A 24,370-nucleotide genomic window follows, 5' to 3' on the forward strand; every position below is an offset into this window, starting at 1 on the left:
AGGAACCTTTCGGAGCGCGAACGGGTCCGAGTTGGCATCCTGCGTGAACCGAAGGAGCACCGAACCTTGACCGACGAACAGACCCGTCCGTACGGGCCGCCACAGCAGCCCCAGCAGGCCTCCGGCGCGCGGATCATCGCCGGCCGATACGCCCTGCTGGGCGAGCTCGGCCGCGGTGGGATGGGCATCGTCTGGCGCGCACAGGATCAGGTGATCGGCCGCCAGGTGGCGATCAAGGAGCTGAAGTTCCCGAACGCCCCCGAGGACGCTTCGGTGCTGACGGAGCGGATGCTGCGCGAGGTCCGCTCCGCCGGGCGCCTCAACGACCCGGCCGTCGTCACCGTGTACGACGTCGTCACCGAGAACAGCGCCACCTACATCGTGATGGAGCTGGTCGAGGCGCCGACGCTGGCCGACCTGGTGCGTGACCGCGGACCGCTGCCCGCCCAGCAGATCGCGCTGGTGGGGGAGCGGGTGCTGTCGGCGTTGCGGGCCGCGCACGCCGCCGGGATCGTGCACCGCGACGTCAAACCCGCGAACATCATGGTCTCGCCGGACGGCCGGGTGAAACTCACCGACTTCGGCATCGCGCACGCCGCCGACGACCCGCGCCTGACCACCAGCGGCATGATCGTCGGCTCCCCCGCGTTCATGGCGCCGGAACGGGTCGAAGGCCGCGACGCGATGCCCGAGTCCGACCTCTGGTCGCTGGGCACGACGTTGTTCTTCGCCGCCGAGGGCATCGTCGCGTTCGAACGGTCGACCACCGCGGCCACGCTGCACGCGATCATGACCGAGGCCCCGTACCTGACCAGGGTCCAGGGCCCGTTGGCCGCCGCGATCCTCGGCCTGCTGGTCACCAGACCCGAAGCACGGATGTCGTACGACCAGGTGCGCAGCCTGCTCGCGGCCGCGCAGGGCGTGCAGGCCCAGCCCACCCCGCCCTCGGGCGGCACGGCGATGCTGCACCCCGGCCAGCCGATGACCCGGCTCGCACCCGCTCCGCCGAAGCGCGATCTGCGTCCACTGTGGCTGAGCCTGGCCGCCGTCGCCGTGATCGCCGCCCTGGTCGGCGGCATCTTCCTGGGCCGCTGGATGGCCGCGCCGGAGGGGAACGACCAGGCGCAGCCCACGCTGACCTACGGCATCAACGGCCAGGTCAAACTCGGTTCGTCCGGGGACTGCTTCAACGTGCCGCTCAAAGAGGGCGTCAATTTGAACGACGGGATCAGCTGCGACAAGGATCACCTGATGGAGATCTTCGCCAAGGGGAACCTGCTCGACGTCCAGTCCTATTCCGACGACGACGCCCAGGTCGCGGTGTATCCCGGTGCGGACGCGGTCAACCGGATCGCCGAGTCGCTGTGCTCGGCGACCTTCACTTCGAACGTGGTCCCGGCGGCGCAGCGTTCGACGCTGATCTGGCGTCCCGTGGTGCCGACCGAAGCCGAATGGAACCGGCCGCCCAACAAGGAGGACCCGAGCTACTCGCGCGCGTTCCTCTGCCTGCTCGCCAAGGCCGACGGCAGCCAGATCCCGGCGCAGATCACGACCAAGGTCAAATAGAGTTTGCGCCGAGTCCGGCTCCACCCCGGAAATTCTCCCGTATCGGCGGGAATGACCACGTCGGCAAGGGGTCGGACGGTCGCAGGAGGTACCTTCACAGCATGTCCACTCCACCTACCGCAGCGCCGGGAAGACCGTTCGGGCGCGTGCTCACCGCGATGGCCACCCCCTTCGACGCCGACGGCGCGCTGGACCTGAAGCGGGCGCAGGAGCTGGCCGAACACCTCGTGGAACTGGGCAACGACGGTCTTGTCGTGAACGGCACGACCGGGGAAAGCCCCACCACGACCGACGCCGAGAAGACCGAGCTGGTCCGCGCCGTCGTCGAAGCCGTCGGCGATCGCGCGACGATCGTCGCCGGGGCGGGCACGAACAACACCGCGCACAGCATCGAGCAGGCGAAGCAGGCCGAAGCGGCCGGTGCCCACGGCATCCTCGTCGTCACGCCGTACTACTCGCGGCCCAGCCAGGCCGGGCTCTACGCGCATTTCACCACGGTCGCCGACGCCACCGAACTGCCGGTGATGCTCTACGACATCCCGCCGCGTTCGATCGTCCCTATCGAGGTCGACACGCTGCTGAGGCTCGCCGAGCACCCGCGTATCCTCGCGGTCAAGGACGCCAAGGGCGACCTGATCGCCGGCTCCGAAGTCATCGCGAACACCCAGCTCGCCTACTACTCCGGCGACGACGGCCTCAACCTCCCGTGGCTCTCCGTCGGCGGCACCGGCGTGGTCAGCGTGATCGGGCACGTCGTCGCGGGCCGGATCCGCGGCATGATGGACGCCTACGAATCCGGCGACACCTCCACCGCGCGCACCAACCACCGCGGCATGCTGCCCGTCCTGCGGGCGATGTCCCGTGTCGGCGGCGTCGCGTTCTCGAAGGCGGCCCTGCGGTTGCGCGGATTCGACATCGGCGACCCGCGGCTGCCCATCGTGGCCGCGAGCGACGAACAGCTCCAGGCGATTTCCGCCGATCTCGCCCAGGGTGGCGTGCCGCTCGGCGACAGCGCCGTCAGCGACTGGCATGGTGCTCGGGTGGCACAAGCAGATTCAGCGGCGGCCTATACGGCGCCGACCTCACATACCAGCGTAGGGACCATGCCTCGGTGAGTTCATTGTCAACCGGACCCGGACCGACCACCCCGCCGCCCGCGCTGCCGGAAGGCGCCCTGCGCGTGGTCGCGCTCGGCGGAATCGGCGAAGTCGGCCGCAACATGACCGTCTTCGAATTCGGCGGCCGTCTGCTGATCGTCGACTGCGGGGTCCTCTTCCCCGAAGACGACCAGCCGGGGGTCGACCTGATCCTGCCCGACTTCCGCGCGATCGAAGACCGCTTGGAGGACATCGACGGCCTCGTCCTCACCCACGGGCACGAGGACCACATCGGCGCCGTCCCGTTCCTCCTGCGGCTCGTCCCGGACCTCAAGATCTACGGTTCGCGGTTCACGAACGCGCTGCTCGCGGCCAAGGCCAAGGAGCACCGCCAGCGACCGAACCTGATCGAGGTCCGCGAGGGCGAGCGGCGCAAGGTCGGCGACTTCGACCTGGAGTTCTTCGCGGTCAACCACTCGATCCCGGACGCGCTCGCGGTGGCCATCCGCACCCCGGCGGGTGTCGTGCTGCACACCGGCGACATCAAGCTCGACCAGCTCCCGCTCGACGGGCGGCTGACCGACCTCGCCGGGTTCTCCCGGCTCGGCGACGAGGGCGTGGACCTGTTCTGCGTCGACTCGACCAACGCCGAGGTCCCCGGATTCGTCATGCCGGAGCGCGACATCGGCCCGGTGCTCGACGACGTCGTCCGCAAGGTCGACCAGCGCGTCATCGTCGCCTGTTTCGCGAGCCACGTGCACCGCGTGCAGCAGGTGCTCGACGCCGCCACGCGGCACGGCCGCCGCGTCGCCTTCGTCGGCCGGTCGATGGTCCGGAACATGGGCATCGCCGCCGACCTCGGCCTGCTCAACGTGCCGGACGGCCTTCTGGTCACTCTCGACCAGGCCAGCGACCTGCCCGAGAGCAAGGTGCTGTTCGTGTCGACCGGTTCGCAGGGCGAGCCGCTGTCGGCGCTGTCGCGGATGGCGCGCGGCGAGCACCGGCAGATCTCGATCCGCGCGGGGGACACCGTCGTGCTGGCCAGCTCGATGATCCCGGGCAACGAGACCGCCGTCTTCGGCGTCGTCAACGGCCTCACCCGGCTCGGCGCGAACGTCGTCCACCAGGGCAACGCCAAGGTGCACGTCTCCGGCCACGCGTCGGCGGGCGAGCTGCTGTACCTGTACAACGCGGTGCGCCCCAGCAACGTCATGCCGGTGCACGGCGAGTGGAAGCACCTGGTCGCCAACGGTGAACTGGCCGTGCGCACCGGTGTCGCGCCGGAGAACGTGGTCATCGCCGAAGACGGCGTCGTGGTCGATCTCGTCGACGGCAAGGCCTCGCGGACCGGCCGGGTCGAGGTCGGACACGTGTACGTCGACGGCCTGTCGGTCGGCGACGTCGGCGAGTCGACCCTGTCCGACAGGCTCGTGCTCGGTGAGGGTGGCTTCATCGCGATCACGGTCGCCGTGGACACCAGCACGGGTCGCGCGGTGACCCGTCCGACGGTGTCCGGACGCGGATTCTCCGACGATCCGAAGGCGCTCGACGCCGTGCTCCCGATGGTCGAGATGGAACTCGCGCGGACCGAAGCCGAGGGCATCACCGACACGCATCGCATCGCGCAGGCCGTGCGCCGCGTCGTCGGCCGCTGGGTCGCCGACACCTACCGGCGCCGTCCGATGATCGTGCCGACGGTCATCCCCGTCTAGCTTCATCGCGCGTGAAGGCCCCCTTCCCTCGGATCAGCCGCGGGAAGGGGGCCTTCACGCGCATAATCACCGCATGGTGATGGTGGGGGTACACGTCATAGGCGCGCTGGCGGGGGTGGCGCTCGGGATCGGCGCCGTCTATCTCGTCCGGATGATCATCGAGGGCGTCCGCCGCGACCGGCGGATCCAGCCCGAGAAGGTGACCGAGGGATTACGCCGGGACGACTGGGAACGCGTCGAGGCCATGATGGAGAGCGAGGCCGCCGCGGAGCGCCTCGAAAGCTTCGCGATCCTGGAACGCTACGGGCGCGAAGACACCGACGTCAGGGAAAGCGTCGTCGAGATGACTTGCGCCTATTTGCGTAAGCCCTTCCTGTACCCGTCCGAAGACGACGAAGAACTCGAAGTCCGGCGCGCCGCGCAGAACCTGCTCACGCGGCACTTCAGGTGGCCGGAGGGGGAGACCCGGCCCTTCGAGTTCTGGGATGTCGAAGAGCTGAACCTGCGGGACGCGGTGCTCGTCGAACCCGATTTCGCGGACACCGTCCTCGAGGACGCCAACTTCCGGGACAGCCTGATCGTCCGCGGCGACTTTCACCGGGCCCGGTTCCTGACGTACGCGAACTTCGACAGGGCGTCCTTCACCGGTGACACCGACTTCCGTGGCGCGTCGTTCCCCAGGTATGCGACCTTCATCGGCGCGATGTTCAGCGGGACGACCACGTTCGCCGACGCCCAGTTCGAGCAAGACGCCGACTTCACCGACGCGCGGGTGGAACAGCCCGACGCCGCGCACTCGTGGCCGCCGTCGTGGCGTGCTTGGGCGACCTCGCCGGTCGCTCAGGCGCGGCTCATTCCGATGGCGACCGACCCGCGACCACCAGTCTGACCGTGGCGCAGTGGCCGATGGGGCCGGGAGTGGCGATTCGGGTTCTATCGAGCGGCAAGGCAAAGGTGTCGTGTTCGGGAGGGTCTGTGAGACGTTGGGCATCATGCTTCGGCACTGGGCAGTGGCGTCCCGAGGGTGTCGCGAAAGCCACTTTCGGGACATCACATGTCCTGAAAGTGGCTTTCGCGACACGAGCAGCGAGCGTCGCCTTCGCGGGAACACGATCCGCATAGGTGCCGACCATGACACCTTTGCCCACTAACCCTTTCTATCTTGAGAGGTAAGGCAAGTTGGCCTGCCCTGGGGCCTGGCTTGGTGTTGCGGAAGCGGTTTTCGCGACACCTCCTTGAGAGGGGGGAAGGTTGGTCACCCCTGGCGCTGTGAGCAGGCAATCGGGAGGCGGCATGTCCCCCATGTGGCATTGGAGACGGTCAGCGTCCCCAATGCCACATTGGGGACATCCGGCCGCGGCGCGAGCAGCCCCGCACGCAACACGCCACGTTTGCCTTACCGCGCAAGAGAACGCTCCTTGCCACTCACGATTCCCTCGTCAAAATCGCGCAAAGCGCTCAAAGCGGGCATCAATTCCCCGTCATGTGTCCCTTATGGACAGTCGAGAGCGGGCCGGCTAGGTATGCGACTTTGCCGGGACCCTGACCCAAGAGCAGGAAGAGGCGTGGCCGACACCGCTACGGCGCATTCTCTCGAAGCCGCGGCCGCTTTCGCGACACAGCGGGAACACCACTGCTCCAGCATCGAAGCCTTCAGGGCACGCCACGCTTGCCTTATCCCTCAAGAACGCGAATCGCCACTCACGACGTCGAGCCAAGCCGCCGTCGCTGGAGGAAGTAGACGCCGAGGATCACCGCGAGGCTGATCAAGCTCAGGTACAGCTGGGCCCGCGTGTCCGCGTCCACGAACAGCATCGACGCGACCACGGCCAGCGTCCCGGCCAACGTGAGCCAGCTCAGCCACGGATAACCCCACATGCGCAGCTTCAGCCGTTCCGGTGCCTCGGCTTCCAGACGGCGCCGCATCCGCAGCTGCGACCCGGCGATGATCGCGTAGACGAACAACGCGACCGCGCCGGCGGAGTTGATGATGAAGTAGAAGATCTTGTCGGGGGACACGAAGTTCATCACCACGGCGACGTAACCGACCGAAGTGGACACCAGGATCGCCTTCCACGGCACCCCGCGCCGGTTCGTGTCCGCGATCCATTTCGGCGCCCAGCCGTTGCCGCGTAACGCGAACAGCATCCGCGAAGCCGTGTACAGCCCGGAATTCAACACCGACAGCACGGCGGTCAGCACCACCGCGCTGACCACGGTCTCGGCGGCGGGAATGCCGAACCGCCCGAACGCGGCGGCGAACGGGCTCGTGGTGGTCGGGATGTCGCGCCAGCCGGTGATCATCACCAGCAGTGTCACCGAGCCGACGTAGAACACGATCACCCGCCACACGATCGACGACGTCGCCTTGCGTACGGCCGCTTCGGGCTCCCGGGATTCGGCGGCGGCGATGGTGACGATCTCCGCGCCGAAATAGGAGAAGATCACGATCACCACACCGTGCACCACTGAAAACGGGCCGTTGGCGACGAAACCATCTTGCGCGATGTTGCCGACCGAGAAGGATCCGCTGGGCCAGAGGCCGAGGACGAACAGGATGCCGACGACCAGGAACACCACGATCGTGGCGATCTTGACCGACGCGAGCCAGAACTCCGTTTCCCCGAACGAACGGGCCGAGGCGAGGTTGGTCGCGGTCAGCAGCAGCATCAGCACGAGCGAGAAGATCCATTGCGGCACAACGGGAATCCAGGCTTGCAGGATCTTCGCCCCGGCGACGGCCTCGAACGCGACCACGCCGACCCAGAAGTACCAGTACAGCCAGCCGACGGTGAAACCCGCCCAGCCGCCGAGCGAGGTCCGCGCGTACTCCATGAAGGAGCCTTGGGACGGCGCGGCCGTCGCCATTTCGCCGAGCATCCGCATCACCAGTACGACGATCAGGCCGCCGATGGCGTAGGAGAGGACGGCGGCCGGGCCGACGGTGTGGATGACGGCGCCGCTGCCGATGAACAGGCTCGCGCCGATGATGCCACCGAGCGCGATCATCCGGACGTGGCGTTGCCGCAGGTCCGGGCGGAGGCCGTCGCGTTCGGTGGTCCGCTCTGGAGAGGTTTCGGCGTCCATTCGCGGATGGCCTCCTGTCTCCAGTGGCGGCGGATCGCGGGATTCTCGCACCGCGGAGCCCGGAGGAAAAGTATTTGCGCAACCCCGGTGAACGGACCGATGTGGACTCTGCCAACCTAGGCATCTCCACCGCGCGTTCCGAGGAGCACTTCGATGCCGCACGCCGTCCTCCGGTTCCTGCCCGCCGTCGCACTGGCCGCCGTGCTGACCGGCTGCTCGGGCGAGGCACCCCAGCCGCAGACCGCGCCGCCGGGGTCGTCGCCGATGGCGCAACAGGCCGCCGTTCCGTTCAACGACGCCGATGTCGCGTTCGCGCGGCAGGCGCTCGCGCACCATCAGCAGGGCATGGATCTGGCTTCCCTGGCCGAAACCCGCGCGGAGAACGCGGCGCTGAAGGCGCTCGCGAAGCGGATCATCGACACGCATGAACCGGAGATCGCACGGCTTTCCTCGCTCATCGAGTCCTGGGCGCAGCCCGCCCCGGACGATCCGAACCTCGAACACGTCCAGCGCGACGGGTACATCAGCCCCGCTGAGCTGACGACACTGGCCGGACTGTCCGGAAAGGACTTCGACCGCCAGTTCGCCTCGCGGCTGCAGAAGCAGCGGGAGGCGGGCGTCCGCATCGCCGAGGCCGAAACGCAGCACGGCCGCAATCCCGACGCCCGCGACCTCGCCGCGACGACGGCACGTTCGCAGCAGCAGGAGATCAGCGAGCTACGGGGCTTCCAGCAGGGTTGAGTCCGTCTGGACCACGTTCGAGTTCGACTGGACGATGTACGCGCCGGTCAACAGGACCACCGCGCCGACGGCCTGGATCCAGCTGAGCGCCTCGCCGAGCAGCACCCAGGCCGCGGCCGCCGCGATCAGCGGCTCCACCAGCCCGACGACGCTCGCCACCGACGCTGGGAGATGACGCAGCGCCGTCATGCCGGTGGCGTAGGCGAGCACCGTCGCGATCAGCACGAGCGCGATCAGCAGTGACCACACCGGCGGATGCCACGGTCCGAAAGCCGCCGGCGAGGCGACGACACCCCACGGGATCGTCCACGGCGGGGCGACCGCGCAGACCAGCACCGCGCCGATCGTCATCCCCCAGGTGACCATGCCGAGCGGATCCCGGTTCGCGACCCCGCGCTCCCCGAGCAGGAAATACCCTGCCGAACAGACGGCCGCGCCCAGCCCGGCGAGCAACCCTACGACGTCGAGGCTGAGGCCTTCCCAGACCTGGGCGACCAGGATCAGCCCGGTCATCGCGAGCCCGATACCCGCCCACATCGCCCTCGGCAGCCGCACCCGCCGCACGAACCGCACCCACAACGCGATCAGCACCGGAGAGGTGAATTCGAGCAGGATCGCGATGCCCACCGGGATCCGGCCCGCCGCGAGGAAGTACATGAGCTGGACACCGGCGACCCCGAGCGAGCCGTACGCCAGCAGCAGCGGCCACTCTCGCTTCGTCACTTTGAGGAGCTTCGGCCGGAAGACGGCGACCAGTCCGAGCAGCACGATCGCGGACAGCCCGATGCGGATCGCCGCGACCTGCTCCGGCGACAACCCCGCCTGCATCGCCGGTTTGCCCAGCACGCCCGACGTCCCGAAGAAGAGCGCGGCGAGCAGGACGAGCGTGATGCCCCGGCCTCGATGCGCGACGTGCTGGGCGGGGGCGGCGAGTTCGGCGGTCACGGCCGGAGGGTAGAGGCCGGGTGGGGGCGGGGCGAACGGTTTTCCCAGCGGCTGGGTGTCCGGTCTCGTGAGTGGTAATGACGGTTCTCACCGTCATTACCACTCACGAGATAAGTTGCCGTCGGTCCAGTCGGTTTGGTCGAAGTCTTCGTCGTCCACCGGGGCGCGGCGCGGTCTGCGGGCCGGCTCCGGTGCCGGGGGAGCGGCGGCCGGCTGCTCGGGTTCGCCGGCTTCGAGGGCTTGAGCTTCGCGGGCTTGAGGGTCGGGGGTGCCGTTCGGCCAGACGCACGGTGAGGTCGCGCCGAGGTAGAACTTGCCCAGATCGTTCGCCTGAACCGACATGTCGAACGCGTCCGCGGTGTTCCGGGCGAACACATACTGATCTCGGGGCCGTGAATCCGTCAGGATCTTGAAGTCGTGAGCCGTCCACCACCCGACCACGGCATCGAAGTACTCCGCGAACTTCGCCGGTTCGAGCCCGGTCACCTCGTAGGTCGCCGAGATCTCGAACCGGCCTCGGGGACCGTCGTCGGTCGGGTCGGCGCATTCTGAACGGTTCTGGGTGAACAGTTTCCGCTGCGCCGAGCCTGGCAGCGCGGCGAACACGCTTTGGATGTACGCCTCGGCCTTCTCCCGGGCCTGTTGTTCGGTGATGGTCGGTTTCATGGCGTCTCCACCTCCGGGGGAGCAGGCCGTCGAGAACAGGAGAAGGGCGGTCAGGAGCGACAGTTTCACGAGGCGGGTTTCCCCGCGATGATCAGGCCGATGTTCCGTAGCGAGGGGTTGTTGTCTTCCCAGTACTCACTGTGCGCTGCCTGGCTGTACCCGCCGAACCCGTCCGTGCCCGGCGCCGACGTGAACACCCGCCCGCCGAACTCCGCGTCGGTCGGATCCTGTCCGAGTACCAGGTCGTACCCGGCGACCTCCAGATTGGCCAGATCGATCATGTCGTGTTCGGCCACCGTCGCGTGCACATGTCCGCCGATCTCGCCCGGAGCCACCCCATCGAGGTGCAACTGGCTCACGTCGTGCGCGCCGACGCCCGGGCTCGCCACGAAAACGAGTTCTTCGGCGGCGAGGCCGCCATCGCGGGCCGCGTGGCCGGCGACCGTCGTGCCGTAGCTGTGCCCCAGCACCGTGTTGTGCGACGGTGCCCCTTGATGCGTTTCCCGCAGACCGTCCTGGAACCGAGCTAGTGCCGCTTTACCGCCATCGGCGTACTTGTCGCTCGCGGCGTCGGTGAGACCGTCCGGCGCGTCGTAACCCAGCCAGGTGATCACCGCGGTCGACGGCGACCCCGCGGTCGTGGCCACGGCCCACATCTTGTCGGAACGGTCGAGATCCCCGCCGATCTTCGCCAGTTCCGCACCGGTCCCCGGCACGTAGGTCGCCACATTCGCCGCGGTGTCGGGATTGCCGGCAGAAACGATCGCCGTCCCGTCCCCGCTGGTGTCCAAGCCCAGCAGGAACGCCTGAGGCTCCGGCTGGTCGAGCCGCCGCGCGATGGCTTCCAGCCCCTTCACCCGGGGATCGCCTTGGAGCCGTTCGATCTCCCTGGCGAGGACGGCGCGGTTCGCGGCGTCGCGGTCGGCGGCCGGGATCCCGTCGAGATTCCCGACCAGCCCTGGATTTCCTTGCAGCAAAGCGACTCTTGCGGTATCCGACAGGCTGTCCCACCACGCCTTGTTGTCACCGGCCGAACCGTGCTCTGGAGGGCCGATGATCGACAGACCGCTTCGCGCGGCTCCGGCGTCAGCGGCCTGGGCGAGGGTGCCGACTCCTTGTTCGGTGATCTCGCCTCGAAGGGCGCGCCGCATGATGGCCGCGAAGTCGGCGTCGACGTCGGTGGCGCGGCGCAGGATCTGCTCGATCCGGTCGGCGAGTTCCGCCGCCACCCGCGGTTCCGAAGGCCCACCGGAAGAAGTGACCTCTCCGCCGGGGCCGATGGTCAGGCCGTGCCGGGAGGCGAGTTCGTCGGTCTCCCGCACGAAAGCCACGATCCGGTCCAACGCGATCTGCACCTCGTGCGCGCCCCGCCGGACCGCGGCCGCTTCGGCCACCAGCTGTTCCAAAGTGGACGTCAGCGATTCGCCTCGCATCGATGCGGCGAGGGCGGCTTCACCGGACCAGCCGGGGAACCGGGCCATGGACTCGACGTCGTCGTCGGCGGCGATGATCCGGGTGCAGCCGTCGTTGAGCGCGTCGGCGACCGCGCCGATCGCGGCCGGATCCCATCGGCGTACGTCGCCCCACGTGAGCATCAGACGTGCAGTTCCCGGGACGCCGCCAGCTCGTTCGAGCGGTAGCGGACGGCGGTCGCGTCGAGTTGCCCGGAGTACTCCGAAGCGTTCTTCACCCAGCCTGGCACCGCGCGGCCCCAGGCGTCCGCGAGCAGCCGGGCCGCTTCACCGGACACACCACCGGGCAGGCCTGTCGCGACACCGGCGAGCGCGGCCGCGAGATCCACCTGGCCGACGTCGTCCGAAGCCCGTTTCGCGGCGTCGGACGCGGCGCCGATCACCTCCAGGAGTACCTCGTAGCCGCCGGTCATCCCGCTGCCTCCCCATAGCGTGACGCTGTGTGACCGCACTACGACGCGGGAGACGGACGTGCGGTTCCTTCATCCACCCAGGGCCGTCCCGGAAACCGTGCGGACGCGGAACTCAGTACTTCTTCCAGGGACTGACCGTGTCGGTCGGCCGCGTCGGGTCGTGGAAGCGCGGTTTGTCCAGTTCGCCGCCGCGCAGCGGCACCAGGCCGTCGGTGATCGCCTGCATGATCTTGGCGTGCGCGCGAACCCCGGCGCCCGGCCGCCCCGGCTCGACCTCCGACAGATCCACCGGGTCACCGAAATGCACCTGGAAGCGGGGACGGCGCATCGGCGCGCTCAGCCCGGATTTGGCGAGCGGCACCAGATCGGCGGGCCCGTTGACCGTCTCCGTTCCCCAATAGACGGCTTCGTGCGCGCCCCATTGGCTGATCGGGATCACCGGTACCCCGGCCGCCAGCGCGAGCCGGGCGGCGCCGGTCTTGCCGCGTTCGGGCCACAGACCGGGATCGTGGCTGATCCGGCCCTCGGGATAGACGATGAGCGGGTCGCGGGTGGTGCGCAACGCCTCGGTCGCCTCGGCGAACTGGCCGACGGCCGTCGAAGCCTGTTTGCGGTCGACCCGCAGGTGTCCGCTGGCCCGCAGCGCCGGCCCGATGAGGGGGGCGTCGAGGATGCCGCCCGCCAGCATGAACCGCGGGTTGATGCCGATCCGTTTACAGGCGGCCATCAGCACGAACGCGTCGAACACGCCGATGTGGTTGGCCGCCATGAGCAGCGGCTTCCGGCGCAGTTCCGCCGGGACACCGCCGGTCACGGTGAGTTTGCCGACGACGTTGACCAGCCCCCGGTCGATGTTCAGCATCGTGCGCCAGATGGCGGGGGCGCGGCGAGCCGAATTCTCATCCTGATGCAGCGCGAACATGGGGCAGAGCATGTCATGAAACTCTTTTCACCCGGATGGCCGCTCAAGCTGTGACCTGAGACGAATGTTCAGTATGTGCTCCGAGTGGCACCCGGGGCTGAAGGGTCGAGGCGGTTACCGTGGAGACATGGCTAGCGGGTCGACGACCAGGAAACGGAGTACGGCGCGAAGCGGCGGCAGCAAGGGGCCGGCGCGGAAACCGCGTACCCCGGCGAAGCCCAGGTCAACGGCGGCGAGGAAGCCCGCGCCACGGCGCCCCGCAGCCAGGAAGAAGTCTTCCGGCACGTTCGCCAAAGGCGTGCGCGGCACCTGGAACCTGCTCGCCAAGGGCCTCGGCACCCTGGCGAGGACGGTCGGCCGCGGCCGTGAACTCGAACCCGAGCACCGCCGCGACGGTCTCGCGCTCGGCCTGATCGCGCTGGCGCTGGTGATCGCGTTCGGCGTGTGGTGGCGTGCCGCGGGTCCGATCGGCGGCTGGGTGGAGGTCGGCACTCGCTCGCTGCTGGGTGCCGGTGCCGTGACGCTCCCGCTGGTGCTGACCGTGGTCGCCGTCGCGCTGATGCGTTCGGAACCGATGCCGGAGGCCCGGCCGCGGATGGTGATCGGCACGCTGCTGGTGATCCTGTCCGTGCTCGGCCTGTTGCACATCTTCACCGCGCTGCCCGAGACCAACGACGGGCGGATGTACGCCGGTGGGGTGATCGGCGCTGTCTCCGGCGGCCTGTTGACCATGGGCGTCACCACCTGGGTGGCCGTGCCGCTGCTGGTACTGGCGTTGCTGTTCGGCACGCTCGTGTTCACCGGGACCCCGGTCCGGGAGATCCCGCACCGGCTGCGCACCTGGGGGCTCGACCCCGAAGAGATCGAAGAGGCCGAGGCCGAGCGCCGGGCCATCCACGACGAACGCGACGCCGTCACCGAGGCCGACCCGAAGTCGGTCCGCCTGCGGAAGCCGTCGCGCCGCCGCCAGGGTGCCGGTGACCACGCGGGGGAGCAGCTCGACATCGAAGCCGCGCTGGCCGAACCGCCGACGCCGCTGCGCCCGCCGAAACCCGCTGTCAAACCGGTCGAAGTGCCGGAGAAGAAGCCCAAGAAGGTCGAGCAGCCGCTGGCTGTCACCCGGACCGTGGAAGGCGACTACAAACTCCCGCCGCCGGACCTGCTGAAGCTCGGTGACGCGCCGAAGTCCCGCAGCAAGGCCAACGACGCCATGATCGAGGCGATCACCGGCGTGCTGGACCAGTTCAACGTCGACGCGCAGGTCACCGGGTTCACCCGGGGCCCGACGGTCACCCGGTACGAGGTCGAACTCGGCCCCGGGGTGAAGGTCGAGAAGATCACCGCGCTGACCAAGAACATCGCCTACGCGGTGGCGACCGACAACGTCCGGCTGCTCGCCCCGATCCCCGGCAAGTCCGCGGTCGGCATCGAGGTGCCGAACTCCGACCGCGAGATGGTGCGCCTCGGCGACGTGCTGCGCGCGCCGTCGACGGTCAAGGACAACCATCCGATGGTGATCGGCCTCGGCAAGGACATCGAGGGCCATTTCGTCACCGCGAACCTGACGAAGATGCCGCACCTGCTGGTGGCGGGATCCACCGGTTCCGGTAAGTCGAGCTTCGTGAACTCGATGCTGGTGTCGCTGCTCGCGCGGGCGACGCCGGACGAGTGCCGGATGATCCTGATCGACCCGAAGATGGTCGAGCTGACCCCGTACGAGGGCATCCCGCATCTGATCACGCCCATCATCACCCAGCCGAAGAAGGCCGCCGCGGCGCTGGCCTGGCTGGTGGAGGAGATGGAGCAGCGGTATCAGGACATGCAGGTCAACAAGGTCCGGCACATCGACGACTACAACAAGAAGGTGCGCTCCGGAGAGATCACCGCGCCGCCCGGCAGCGAGCGCGTCTACCAGCCGTATCCGTACATCATGGCGATCGTCGACGAGCTCGCCGACCTGATGATGACCGCCCCGCGCGACGTCGAGGACGCGATCGTCCGGATCACCCAGAAGGCGCGTGCCGCCGGTATCCACCTGGTCCTGGCGACCCAGCGCCCGTCCGTCGACGTCGTGACCGGCCTGATCAAGACCAACGTGCCCTCGCGGCTGGCGTTCGCGACCTCGTCGCTCACCGACTCGCGGGTCATCCTCGACCAACCGGGCGCGGAGAAGCTCATCGGTATGGGTGACGCCCTGTACCTGCCGATGGGCGCCGGGAAACCGGTCCGCATCCAGGGCGCCTTCGTCGGTGACGAAGAGATCTCCGCGGTGGTGAACTTCGCCAAGGAGCAGGCGCAGCCGGACTACCAGGACGGCGTCACCGCGGCGAAGGCCGGTGAGAAGAAGGAGATCGACTCCGACATCGGCGACGACCTCGACGTCCTGCTGCAGGCCGCCGAACTGATCGTCACCTCGCAGTTCGGGTCGACGTCGATGCTGCAGCGGAAGCTGCGTGTCGGGTTCGCCAAGGCCGGCCGCCTGATGGACCTGCTGGAGAGCCGGGGCGTCGTCGGCCCGTCGGAAGGCTCGAAGGCGCGGGACGTGCTGATCAAGCCGGAGGAGCTGGAGTCGGTGCTGTTCATGATCCGCGGCGGCGGGGACGGAGGAGGCGGGGACGTCTCCGACGACGACTGACCTGTTAGTACATGAAGGCCCCCTTCCTTGCGCCTAGCGCAGGTAAGGGGGCCTTCATGTACTTACGAGAAAGTCAGCTGAAACCCGATGCAACGGACCGGCGGCTCCGTTACGTCAAGGACGTGTGGACCCCAAGAAGCTGCTCGTCGTCCTCTGCGCCCTGGCCGGTCTCGCCTGCGGAGCCGGCAGCTCCGTCGCGCGCGAACAACCCCCGGCGGCCCAAGCCGCACCGGCCGCTCCGCCGGCGCCCGAACCGGCTCAGTCGCCCAAAGGCACCGTGGAGATGGGGGAGTCCATCACTCTCAAGGCCGGTGAAACCGCCGAGGTCGCGTCGAAGGACATCAGTATCCGGTTCTCCCAGCTGGTGTCCGATTCCCGCTGCGCCCAGGGCATGGTCTGCGTCTGGGAAGGGGAGGCCGTGGTCGCGGTGACCCTGGCCGAACCGGGACGCGGCGAGCGGACGAGTGCGGAACTGGCCTCCACCGGACGGGGTGGCAGGCAGTCCGTCGAGTTCGCCGCCTGCCGGGTGGACCTGGTCGCCGTGAGTTCGGGGGGCGACCAGGTCACCCTGCGGGTGTCGAAGGCTTAGGCGCGTCTCGACCGGCGATCCGCGTTCTATCGAGAGCTAAGTCGCCAATGCCCGACAAGCCCTCGGCCAAGAGCATCACCTGACTGTCCACGAGGGTCGTGAGTGCTAATGAGGGTTCTAACCCTCATTAGCACTCACGACCCCTGTGTGAAACCGTGTAAGTAGCCCAAATCGGGCGCCAGAGTCTCGAAAAGCGTCCTTTATGGACACTGAAGCCGCCCGGCCACGACCAGCGCCGCCCCGGTCGCCTCTGCCTAGAGCGCGTTGCCCCAGCCGTCGAGGTACGCGACTTCCGACAGCGGCACGCGCGCGGCGGGCTTGAAATCCGGCACCGTCGTGTAAGCCACCGGCAGCAGCCCCACCTGCGTGACGTCGGAGGGGATGCCGAGGATCTCGGCCGCTTCCGCCTCGTGCGTCAGGTGGTACGTCGTGAGCGTGGAGCCCAGACCGCGCGACCGCAGCGCCAGCTGGAAGTTCCACACCGCCGGGAAGATCCCGCCGTAGAAGGCGGCGTCGGTCGCGTTGTCCCCGCTCGGCCTGCCGGTCAGGCACGGGATGACGTACACCGGGACCCGGTCGATGACGTCGATCAGATGCTGTCCCGAGGCGAACGCCCGCGCGACGGACGGCTCGGTGATCGCCTCGCCCAACGCGGCCGCGTTCGTCTCCAGATAGGCCTTCCCGACCCGGCGGAACAGCTCCGACAGCCGGTCTTTGACGCCCTGATCCCGCACCACGAGCCACCGCCACGCCTGCTGGTTACCCGGCGTCGGTGCCTGCAGCGCGAGCCTCAGGCACTCTTCGAGCACTTCCGGCTCGACCGGCCGGTCCAGGTCGAGTTTGCGCCGGACCGCTCGCGTCGTGCTGAGCAGATGGTCGGTGACCGAAGTGTCCATGTCCCGCCTTTCCCTGATGCCGAAGAACGCTTCGCCACCCGAAGCTACAGCTCCAGCAGCATCCGGCTGTTGCCCAGCGTGTTGGGCTTCACGTACGGCAGGTCGAGGAACTCCGCGACACCCGGGTCGGCCGAGCGCCGCATCTCCTCGTAGACCTCCTGGGTCACCGGGGTGCCGTCGATCTCGACGAAGCCGTGCCCGGAGAAGAAATGGGTCTCGAAGGTCAGCACGAACAGCCGCTTCAGCCCGATCTCCCTGGCGAAGTCGATCAGCTGCCCCACCAGCGCGTGCCCGATGCCGCGGCCCCGGGAGTCCTTGTCGACGGCGATGGTGCGCAGCTCGCCGATGTCCTCCCACAGCACGTGGAGGGCGCCGCAGCCGAGGACGTCGTCACCGTCTTCGACCACCCAGAACTCCTGGACGCTCTCGTAGAGGGTGACGAGTTCCTTCTCCAGCAGCACCGTCCCCGCGTCGGAGTCGACCAGCGCCTTGATCTTGCGGACGTCCGCGATCCGCGCCCGGCGAACGATCGGGCGGCGGTGAAGGAGGGGATCTGAGGGCACGTCCACCATTAAGCCATCCACGAGGCCGCGACCGGCCGGAGGCTCGCCCGAGCAAGCGATCGCCGACCCCGAGAGCAGGCCAGCTACCCTAAGGCACGTGTCTTCTCCCACCACTGATCCTGTCGCCACCCGTCGCGTGTCCTTGCTGACCCTCGGTTGCGCCCGCAACGAGGTCGATTCCGAGGAACTCGCCGGACGGCTGGCGGCGGGCGGCTGGGAGCTCACCGCCGAGCCCGAAGACTCCGACGTCGTGGTCGTCAACACCTGCGGCTTCGTCGAGTCCGCCAAGAAGGACTCGGTCGACACCCTGCTCGCGGCGTCCGACACCGGCAAGAAGGTCGTCGCCGTCGGCTGCATGGCCGAGCGCTACGGCAATGAGCTGGCCGAGAACCTGCCCGAGGCCGACGCGGTCCTGGGTTTCGACCACTACGCGGACCTCTCCGAGCGTCTCGACGACGTCGTGGCGGGACGTAAGGTCGAGTCCCACACCCCGTCCGACCGCCGCAAGCTGCTGCCGATCAGCCCGGTCCAGCGTCCGACGGCCGCCGAGTCGGTCGAGGTGCCAGGGCACGCGCAGCACGGCTGGGGCCCGCGCGTGCTGCGGACCCGGCTCGACGACTCCCCGGTGGCCGCGCTGAAGATCGCCTCCGGCTGCGACCGCCGCTGCTCGTTCTGCGCGATCCCGTCGTTCCGGGGTTCCTTCGTGTCCCGGCAGCCGGACGAGATCGTCGCCGAGGCGATGTGGCTCGCCGAGAACGGCGTCAAAGAGGTCTTCCTCGTCTCGGAGAACTCCACCTCCTACGGCAAGGACTTCGGCCGTGACGGCGCCCGCGCGCTGGAGCTGCTGGTCCCGCGCCTGGCCGCGGTGCCCGGTATCGAACGCGTCCGCGTCTCGTACCTGCAGCCCGCCGAGACCCGCCCTGGCCTGGTCAAGGCCATCGCGACCACGCCGGGTGTCGCCGATTACTTCGACCTGTCCTTCCAGCACTCCAGTGAGACCGTGCTGCGCCGGATGCGCCGCTTCGGCTCGACGGACTCGTTCCTCGCGTTGTGCGACCAGATCCGGGAGTACTCGCCCGCCGCCGGCATCCGCACCAACGTCATCGTCGGGTTCCCCGGCGAGACCGAGGAGGACGTGGCCGAGCTGGAGCGTTTCCTGACCGGCGCGCGGCTGGACGCGGTCGGCGTCTTCGGCTACTCGGACGAGGACGGCACCGAGGCCGAGACCTTCGACGGCAAACTCGACGAGTCCGTGGTCGCCGAGCGGGTGTCGCGGATCTCCGCGCTGGTCGAGGAGCTGACCTCGCAGCGAGCCGAGGAGCGGATCGGTGACTTCGTCGACGTGCTGATCGAGCAGGCCGAGGACGGCGAGGACCCGATCGGCCGCGCCGCGCACCAGGCCCCCGAGGTCGACGGCGAATGCGTCCTGATCGAGACGGACGACCTGCCCTCGCTGGCGGTCGGTGACTTCGTGCGCTGCGAGGTCGTCGACTCCGAGGGCGTCGATCTGATCGTGCGGCCCGCGCCGCCCGAGGCCGACCGGTGAATGCCGCCCCGAGCGACGCCGGAGCCGGTGAGGGAACGGGCGGTGAGCACGCCCGGGTTCCCGAAGCCACTCCGGTTCCGACGCTGAACCTGGCGAACCTGCTCACGATGTCGCGGCTGGTGCTGGTGCCGTTGTTCGTGATGGCGCTGTTCGCGGGCGACGGGGACGACACCTTCTGGCGCGCGATGGCCACCGCGCTGTTCGCGATCGCGTCGTTCACCGACCAGGTCGACGGCTGGGTCGCGCGGAAGTACGGGCTGATCACCGATTTCGGGAAGATCGCCGACCCGATCGCGGACAAGGCGCTGATCGGCGCCGCGCTGATCGGGCTGAGCGTGCTCGGCGAACTGGGCTGGTGGGTCACCATCATCATCGCGATCCGCGAGATCGGTGTGACGCTGCTGCGCTTCTGGGTGATCCGGCACGGCGTCATCCCGGCCAGCCGTGGCGGCAAGGCCAAGACACTCACGCAGGTCGCGGCCATCACCGCGTACTTGCTGCCGCTGCCTGCCGCCGCCGAACCGGTCCGCTGGGTGCTGATGGGACTCGCGCTGGTCCTGACCGTCGTGACCGGCCTCGACTACGTCGTGCGCGCGGTGCGGATGCGGGCCGCTGGACAGCGTGCGACAGGCACCGCGTCGTGACAACCGGTGAGATGTTGGTCACTCACCTGATCGAGCGTGGGGAGACGGTGGCGACCGCCGAGTCGCTGACCGCCGGGCTGGTTTGCGCGACCCTGACCGAGACCCCCGGATCGAGCGCCGTCGTCCGGGGCGGCCTGATCGTCTACGCCACCGATCTGAAGGCTTCGCTCGCCGGGGTGGACGAGGACCTCCTCGCCGTCCACGGTGCCGTTCATCCCGAGGTCGCGGCGCAGTTGGCCACCGGGGCGATGGATCGCTGCGGTGCTACCTGGGGCCTCGGCCTCACCGGTGTCGCGGGCCCGGCAGGGCAGGACGGTGTCGCACCCGGCACCGTCCACGTCGGCCTCGCCGGCCCGGGCGTGCTCACCGTCCGTACGCTGGACTTGAGCGGTGATCGAGGCTCGGTCAGAGCCGGTGCCGTCCGCGGTGCGTTCGCCCTGCTGGGGGAACATCTCACATGATCGCCGCGTTCGCCCTTGGCGTATTGCCGTGTCAACACCTGCGCCCGGGGCACCGCACTGGGTAACGTAGGGGACAGTCAGTCCTGGAAGGGAGGCGCGTGATGACCGTGCTGTTGCGCGAGGCGATCGGCGACCGGCTCCGACACGCCCGCACGAACCAGCGTCGAACCCTGCGGGACATCTCCCGCGCCGCCAGGGTGAGCCTCGGCTACCTCTCGGAGGTCGAGCGCGGGCAGAAGGAGGCGTCCAGCGAGTTGCTGGCGTCCATTTGCGACGCCTTGGATCTTCCCCTCGGCGAACTCCTCCACAAGGTCGCGGCGGACGTCTCGGCGATGGACAACGTCGAGGTCGCCCCGGTGGACGAGAAGGTCGAAGCAGGGAAGCGGCGGGCTCAGGAGCGCGAGGGCGCCGAGGCCGCGGCGGGTGGGCTCGAAGGAGGCCGCCTGGTGTCCGAACTGATCGGCAACGATCTGGCCGATCTGCGGATTTCGCCACCGCCGAGGATGAGTCCCGCACTGCGGACGACCATCGCCGCACCGAAGATGGTCGCCGCCTAACGAGGTTGTGAACGGAAAGAGGCCCCAGGCAGTCCGCTTGGGGCCTTTCCGTCATTTCGCGGCGTTGTCGAACGTGCCCGCCTGGTAGGACCCGCCCTTGGTGCGCGTGATCACCAGCAGCCGGTTGGCGGCGTTGATCATCGCGACCAGGTAGATCAGCGCGGCGATCTGGTCGTCGTCGTAGTGCTTCCGCACCTGGGCCCAGGTCTCGTCGGAGACGCCCTGGTGCCCGTCGGCGAGCCTGCTGCCTTCCTCCGCGAGCGCCAGCGCGGCCTGCTCGGCCTCGGTGAACACGCATGCCTCGCGCCAGGCGGCGACCAAATTGACCCGGACCGCGGGTTCGCCGGCGGCCGCCAGGTCCTTGGCGTGGGCGTCGACGCAGAACCCGCAGCCGTTGAGCTGGCTTGCCCGCAGCGACACCAGTTCCTGGGTGACCTTCGGCAGGGTGGAACCCTTGATGGCCACGCTGACGCCGGCGAAGCGCTTGCCGAGCTTGGCGCCGAGCTCGGTGCTGTTCAGATCGAAACGGGAATTCATGACTTCGTCCTCATTCGTGGTCGAGCGGTGAAGCGAACGACCACCAGATGCCTGCGGCCCGGCCCCGCTGACAGCGCCGGGACGTGACGTGCGACACGGCCTCGACGTGTCAGAAATCGAGGGGACGCGGCGTCTGGTGGGGACACCGTCGCCGAGAACAGGAGCCGTCCATGCCCGACACCGCCACGGAGGCGTTCGTCGCCCACCGGAACCTGCTGTTCACCGTCGCCTACGAGATGCTCGGCTCGGCCTCCGACGCGGAGGACGTCCTTCAGGAGACCTGGCTGCGCTGGTCGGGCGTCGACCTCGGGACCGTGGAGAACCCGCGGGCCTACCTGGTGCGCATCACCACCCGGCAGGCACTCGGCAGGCTTCGCACGCTCGGCCGCCGAAAAGAGTCCTACATCGGCCCCTGGCTGCCTGAACCCCTGCTCACCACGCCCGATGTCGCCGAAGACGTCGAACTGGCCGACAGCGTCTCGATGGCGATGCTGCTGGTGCTGGAGACCCTCGCGCCGACCGAACGCGCGGTCTTCGTGCTGCGTGAGGTGTTCGACGTGGCCTACGACGAGATCGCCGAAGCCGTCGGCAAGACCCCGGCCGCGGTGCACCAGATCGCCCGCCGGGCCCGTGCCCACGTCGCCGCGCGACGGCCACGAGCCGCCCCTTCCCCGGCCGAGACCCGGGCCGCGTTCGAGGCCTTCCAGCGCGCCGTCCGAACGGGTGACCTGCAAGGACTGCTCGACGTCCTCGCTCCCGATGTCGTCTTCCTCGGCGACGGAGGCGGAGTGGCGCAGGCCATCCTGACCCCGGTCGTGGGTGCCGGACGGGTCGCCTCGATGCTGGCCGCGAGCGCCCTGGTCAAGGCCGACGCGGCGACGCTGTGCCCGGCGCAGGTCAACGGCCATCCCGCGCTGATCCTGCGCCTCGACGGCGAGGTCGACACTGTCGTCGCGGTGCGTTTCGACGACAGCCTCATCACCGGGCTCTACGTCGTGCGCAACCCCGAGAAGTTGTCACACCTGGAACAGGCGACCGCCCTGCGGCACTGAACCCGCCCGTTTTCACCCACGGTCACCGCCCCGTGAGCCCGAAAGGTCGCGGACATCACAGTCAGGGGTATCCCTGAATTCCGTCGGGGTCGCCTGGAACGCGGGACGCCGACCTGACACGATGGAACTCAACGCCGGGGTCGGGACGTTGCAACATCACAGAGGGGACGCCCCACCTCGAGGTAACAGCCCGTGGGATGCGAGAAGGCAGGCGGAGGAGATGGCCAACCCGTTCGTGAAGTTCTGGAAGTACATGATGGCGGCGTTCTCGTCGAAGATCGACGAGCACGCTGACCCGAAGGTACAGATCCAGCAGGCCATCGAGGAGGCGCAGCGCAATCACCAGGCGCTGACCCAGCAGGCCGCCTCGGTGATCGGTAACCAGCGTCAGCTGGAGATGAAGCTGAACCGCCAGCTCGGCGACGTGGAGAAGCTGCAGGCTTCGACCCGCCAGGCGCTGGTGCTCGCCGACGAGGCGCGCGCCAAGGGCGACGAGCAGAAGGCGACCGAGTTCGAGAACGCGGCGGAAAGCTTCGCCGCGCAGCTCGTCACCGCCGAGCAGAGCATCGAGGACCTGAAGACCCTGCACGACCAGTCGCTTCAGGCTGCGGAGCAGGCGAAGAAGGCCGTCGAGCGCAACGCGACCATGCTGCAGCAGAAGCTGGCCGAGCGCACCAAGCTGCTTTCGCAGCTGGAGCAGGCGAAGATGCAGGAGCAGGTTTCCGCTTCGCTGAACCAGATGAGCCAGCTGGCCGCGCCGGGCAACACCCCGTCGCTGGAAGACGTTCGCGACAAGATCGAGAAGCGGTACACCACCGCGCTCGGCTCTGCCGAACTCGCTCAGAACTCCGTTCAAGGCCGGATGATGGAAGTCCAGGCCTCGACGACGCAGCTCGCGGGACACTCGCGGTTGGAGCAGATTCGCGCTTCCATGAAGGGTGACTCCGTCGCACAGGTGACCGACGGCAAGACCGCCGCCGCGCCGAAGGCGTCGAGTGGTGCCGCGGACATCCAGCGTGAGATCCAGGCACGGGTTCAGGCCGAACAGGGCAAGAACCCCGCCTGACACACCACCTAGAGCCGGTCCCGCGTCCTCGCGGGGACGCGGGACCGGACTCACCGAAGACAGGGGCGAGGGCAAATGGGGCAGGGCAGGCGCAAAGACTTCGGGGAGTTCACCGCCAAGCTTGAGAAGCACATCGAAAAGCTGCCCGACTACGCCCAGCGCGCGCAGGAGAAACTGCAGCGCTACATTCCGCCCTCCGAGCAAGGCTCCCGGCCGTCCGCGCCGACGGCCGCGCAGCCCCCGCGGCCGGTTCAGCCGCCGCGAAGCAGACCGCAGATGCCGCCGATGCCCGCCATGCCGAAGATTTCCCAGCAGCTGACATCGCTGGCGGCGGGTCAGGTCCCGGTCGTCGCCGACGCGAAGGCCAAATGGGCCCGCTGGAACGAACCGGCCGCCAAACTGGAGCGCCGCAAGCGCCGCACCTCGCGCGCGATGACCTTCTGGTTGCTCCTCACCGTCCTTTGCGGACTGTTCGCCGTCGTCGCGGGCACGGGCCTGCTGAAGGACGGCCAGGCCGACGTCTTCCAGGCCATCGCGGCCAGCGCGTTCACCATCGTCTTCGGCACTTTCGGCGTCCGGTCGGGACTGCGCCTGCGGTCGCTCAACCGCACCGTGCTGCCCGCCGCGCCCGCCGCTCCGCCTCCGCTGCCCCCGGCGCGTTCCGTCGCGCGGGAACCGATGGAGCGTCTCATCGAGAGCGAGGCTTCACTGGCGGAGCTGCTTCGCCAGCTTTCGCAGCCGACATCGCTCGGCACCATGCCGGTCTCGGAAATCGCCGTCGCGGACGCCCGGGCCACCGCCACGGAGGCCGCGCAAGCCCTGCGCGGCCTGGCGAGCCGGATCCAGGCCATCGAACGCGGCCGTGACGCCGCGCCCGAGCGGGAACGGGGTGCCCTCGACGCCGCCGTCAAGCAACTGCGCGAGCAGCTCGACGACGGACTCGACGGCTACGGCGGTCTCGTCGCGGCCGCCGGGCACACCGTCGCCGCGAGCACGGACGGCATGACGTCGTCCAAGGAGTCGCTCTCCGACGCGACCGACAAGCTCGCAGGACTGGCCATGGCGCTGCGCGAACTCTCCTGAGTTCGGCAGCCACGTCCGCTCGGTCCAGGTGGTCGTGAGTGGCGATTCGGGTTAGAACCCGAATCGCCACTCACGACCCACCCAGCCACTCGCGACCGTGCCGGAAGCTCCGCGGGGTTC

Annotated in this window: 23 protein-coding genes; 14 read left to right on the forward strand and 9 right to left on the reverse strand. The window is 68.8% G+C overall.

The window, feature by feature from the left end; genetic code table 11:
• Positions 1 to 66: 66 nt before the first annotated feature.
• From ACZ54P_RS33720 to ACZ54P_RS33735, 4 genes are all read left to right on the forward strand, one after another.
• Complete coding sequence (locus tag ACZ54P_RS33720; RefSeq protein ID WP_465465643.1) at positions 67 to 1,566, forward strand: serine/threonine-protein kinase; 1,500 nt, start codon at positions 67 to 69, stop codon at positions 1,564 to 1,566.
• A 101-nt stretch (positions 1,567 to 1,667) separates the two neighbouring features.
• A complete protein-coding gene (gene dapA, locus ACZ54P_RS33725; protein WP_465465644.1) occupies positions 1,668 to 2,681 on the forward strand; it encodes a 4-hydroxy-tetrahydrodipicolinate synthase in 1,014 nt (337 codons plus the stop codon).
• A 5-nt stretch (positions 2,682 to 2,686) separates the two neighbouring features.
• Positions 2,687 to 4,375: a ribonuclease J gene (locus tag ACZ54P_RS33730; RefSeq protein WP_465465671.1), complete on the forward strand. Its 1,689-nt coding sequence runs from the start codon at positions 2,687 to 2,689 to the stop codon at positions 4,373 to 4,375.
• A gap of 73 nt (positions 4,376 to 4,448) precedes the next feature.
• On the forward strand, positions 4,449 to 5,264 hold the full coding sequence (locus tag ACZ54P_RS33735) for a pentapeptide repeat-containing protein (protein WP_465465645.1): 816 nt from the start codon (positions 4,449 to 4,451) through the stop codon (positions 5,262 to 5,264).
• A gap of 812 nt (positions 5,265 to 6,076) precedes the next feature.
• Here ACZ54P_RS33735 and ACZ54P_RS33740 read toward each other — a convergent pair.
• Positions 6,077 to 7,462 carry an amino acid permease gene (locus ACZ54P_RS33740; RefSeq protein ID WP_465465646.1) on the reverse strand — a complete coding sequence of 462 codons (1,386 nt, stop codon included), beginning with the start codon at positions 7,460 to 7,462 and terminating at the stop codon, positions 6,077 to 6,079.
• Positions 7,463 to 7,615: 153 nt separating this feature from the next.
• On the opposite strand from ACZ54P_RS33740, the gene ACZ54P_RS33745 reads away from it, so the two are divergent.
• Positions 7,616 to 8,203, forward strand: a complete 588-nt coding sequence (locus ACZ54P_RS33745) for a DUF305 domain-containing protein (RefSeq protein ID WP_465465647.1) — start codon at positions 7,616 to 7,618, stop codon at positions 8,201 to 8,203.
• Here ACZ54P_RS33745 and ACZ54P_RS33750 read toward each other — a convergent pair.
• From ACZ54P_RS33750 to ACZ54P_RS33770, 5 genes are all read right to left on the reverse strand, one after another.
• Entirely contained in the window at positions 8,180 to 9,148 is a 969-nt protein-coding gene (locus tag ACZ54P_RS33750; RefSeq protein ID WP_465465648.1) for an EamA family transporter, read from the reverse strand. The two genes, ACZ54P_RS33745 and ACZ54P_RS33750, sit on opposite strands and share 24 nt — an antisense overlap.
• A gap of 96 nt (positions 9,149 to 9,244) precedes the next feature.
• Positions 9,245 to 9,814, reverse strand: a complete 570-nt coding sequence (locus ACZ54P_RS33755; protein ID WP_465465649.1) for a hypothetical protein — start codon at positions 9,812 to 9,814, stop codon at positions 9,245 to 9,247.
• Between the two features lie 65 nt (positions 9,815 to 9,879).
• Entirely contained in the window at positions 9,880 to 11,409 is a 1,530-nt protein-coding gene (locus ACZ54P_RS33760) for an alpha/beta hydrolase (RefSeq protein ID WP_465465650.1), read from the reverse strand.
• Complete coding sequence (locus ACZ54P_RS33765; protein ID WP_465465651.1) at positions 11,409 to 11,699, reverse strand: hypothetical protein; 291 nt, start codon at positions 11,697 to 11,699, stop codon at positions 11,409 to 11,411. The genes ACZ54P_RS33760 and ACZ54P_RS33765 overlap by 1 nt, the downstream gene beginning before the upstream one ends.
• Positions 11,700 to 11,811: 112 nt before the next feature.
• Positions 11,812 to 12,621: a lysophospholipid acyltransferase family protein gene (locus ACZ54P_RS33770; RefSeq protein WP_465465652.1), complete on the reverse strand. Its 810-nt coding sequence runs from the start codon at positions 12,619 to 12,621 to the stop codon at positions 11,812 to 11,814.
• 127 nt (positions 12,622 to 12,748) lie between these two features.
• On the opposite strand from ACZ54P_RS33770, the gene ACZ54P_RS33775 reads away from it, so the two are divergent.
• Both ACZ54P_RS33775 and ACZ54P_RS33780 read left to right on the forward strand, forming a co-directional pair.
• A complete protein-coding gene (locus ACZ54P_RS33775) occupies positions 12,749 to 15,256 on the forward strand; it encodes an FtsK/SpoIIIE family DNA translocase (protein ID WP_465465653.1) in 2,508 nt (835 codons plus the stop codon).
• A 124-nt stretch (positions 15,257 to 15,380) separates the two neighbouring features.
• Positions 15,381 to 15,845 carry a hypothetical protein gene (locus ACZ54P_RS33780; RefSeq protein ID WP_465465654.1) on the forward strand — a complete coding sequence of 155 codons (465 nt, stop codon included), beginning with the start codon at positions 15,381 to 15,383 and terminating at the stop codon, positions 15,843 to 15,845.
• 254 nt (positions 15,846 to 16,099) lie between these two features.
• Here ACZ54P_RS33780 and ACZ54P_RS33785 read toward each other — a convergent pair whose 3' ends face one another.
• On the reverse strand, positions 16,100 to 16,741 hold the full coding sequence (locus ACZ54P_RS33785) for a nitroreductase family protein (RefSeq protein WP_465465655.1): 642 nt from the start codon (positions 16,739 to 16,741) through the stop codon (positions 16,100 to 16,102).
• A 44-nt stretch (positions 16,742 to 16,785) separates the two neighbouring features.
• Positions 16,786 to 17,313: an amino-acid N-acetyltransferase gene (locus ACZ54P_RS33790; protein ID WP_465465656.1), complete on the reverse strand. Its 528-nt coding sequence runs from the start codon at positions 17,311 to 17,313 to the stop codon at positions 16,786 to 16,788.
• 88 nt (positions 17,314 to 17,401) lie between these two features.
• On the opposite strand from ACZ54P_RS33790, the gene rimO reads away from it, so the two are divergent.
• From rimO to ACZ54P_RS33810, 4 genes are all read left to right on the forward strand, one after another.
• A complete protein-coding gene (gene rimO / locus ACZ54P_RS33795) occupies positions 17,402 to 18,850 on the forward strand; it encodes a 30S ribosomal protein S12 methylthiotransferase RimO (protein ID WP_465465657.1) in 1,449 nt (482 codons plus the stop codon).
• Positions 18,847 to 19,494 carry a CDP-diacylglycerol--glycerol-3-phosphate 3-phosphatidyltransferase gene (pgsA, locus tag ACZ54P_RS33800; RefSeq protein ID WP_465465658.1) on the forward strand — a complete coding sequence of 216 codons (648 nt, stop codon included), beginning with the start codon at positions 18,847 to 18,849 and terminating at the stop codon, positions 19,492 to 19,494. Before rimO ends, pgsA begins: the two co-directional genes overlap by 4 nt.
• 11 nt (positions 19,495 to 19,505) lie before the next feature.
• Positions 19,506 to 19,955: a CinA family protein gene (locus tag ACZ54P_RS33805; protein WP_465465659.1), complete on the forward strand. Its 450-nt coding sequence runs from the start codon at positions 19,506 to 19,508 to the stop codon at positions 19,953 to 19,955.
• 101 nt (positions 19,956 to 20,056) lie between these two features.
• A complete protein-coding gene (locus ACZ54P_RS33810; protein ID WP_465465660.1) occupies positions 20,057 to 20,512 on the forward strand; it encodes a helix-turn-helix domain-containing protein in 456 nt (151 codons plus the stop codon).
• A 51-nt stretch (positions 20,513 to 20,563) separates the two neighbouring features.
• On the opposite strand, the gene ACZ54P_RS33815 is transcribed toward ACZ54P_RS33810, so the two are convergent.
• Positions 20,564 to 21,049, reverse strand: coding sequence for a carboxymuconolactone decarboxylase family protein (locus ACZ54P_RS33815; RefSeq protein ID WP_465465661.1), 486 nt, complete (start codon positions 21,047 to 21,049; stop codon positions 20,564 to 20,566).
• A gap of 170 nt (positions 21,050 to 21,219) precedes the next feature.
• On the opposite strand from ACZ54P_RS33815, the gene ACZ54P_RS33820 reads away from it, so the two are divergent.
• The 3 genes from ACZ54P_RS33820 to pspM all read left to right on the forward strand — a co-directional run bounded on the left by ACZ54P_RS33820 (position 21,220) and on the right by pspM (position 24,250).
• The gene (locus tag ACZ54P_RS33820; protein ID WP_465465662.1) at positions 21,220 to 22,101 is read left to right on the forward strand and encodes an RNA polymerase sigma-70 factor; all 882 of its coding nucleotides are present in this window, start codon (positions 21,220 to 21,222) and stop codon (positions 22,099 to 22,101) included.
• A 220-nt stretch (positions 22,102 to 22,321) separates the two neighbouring features.
• Positions 22,322 to 23,167, forward strand: coding sequence for a PspA/IM30 family protein (locus tag ACZ54P_RS33825; protein ID WP_465465663.1), 846 nt, complete (start codon positions 22,322 to 22,324; stop codon positions 23,165 to 23,167).
• Between the two features lie 75 nt (positions 23,168 to 23,242).
• Positions 23,243 to 24,250 carry a phage shock envelope stress response protein PspM gene (gene pspM / locus ACZ54P_RS33830; RefSeq protein WP_465465664.1) on the forward strand — a complete coding sequence of 336 codons (1,008 nt, stop codon included), beginning with the start codon at positions 23,243 to 23,245 and terminating at the stop codon, positions 24,248 to 24,250.
• Positions 24,251 to 24,370: the final 120 nt, after the last annotated feature.

Source organism: Amycolatopsis sp. NPDC034160, from assembly GCF_055575355.1.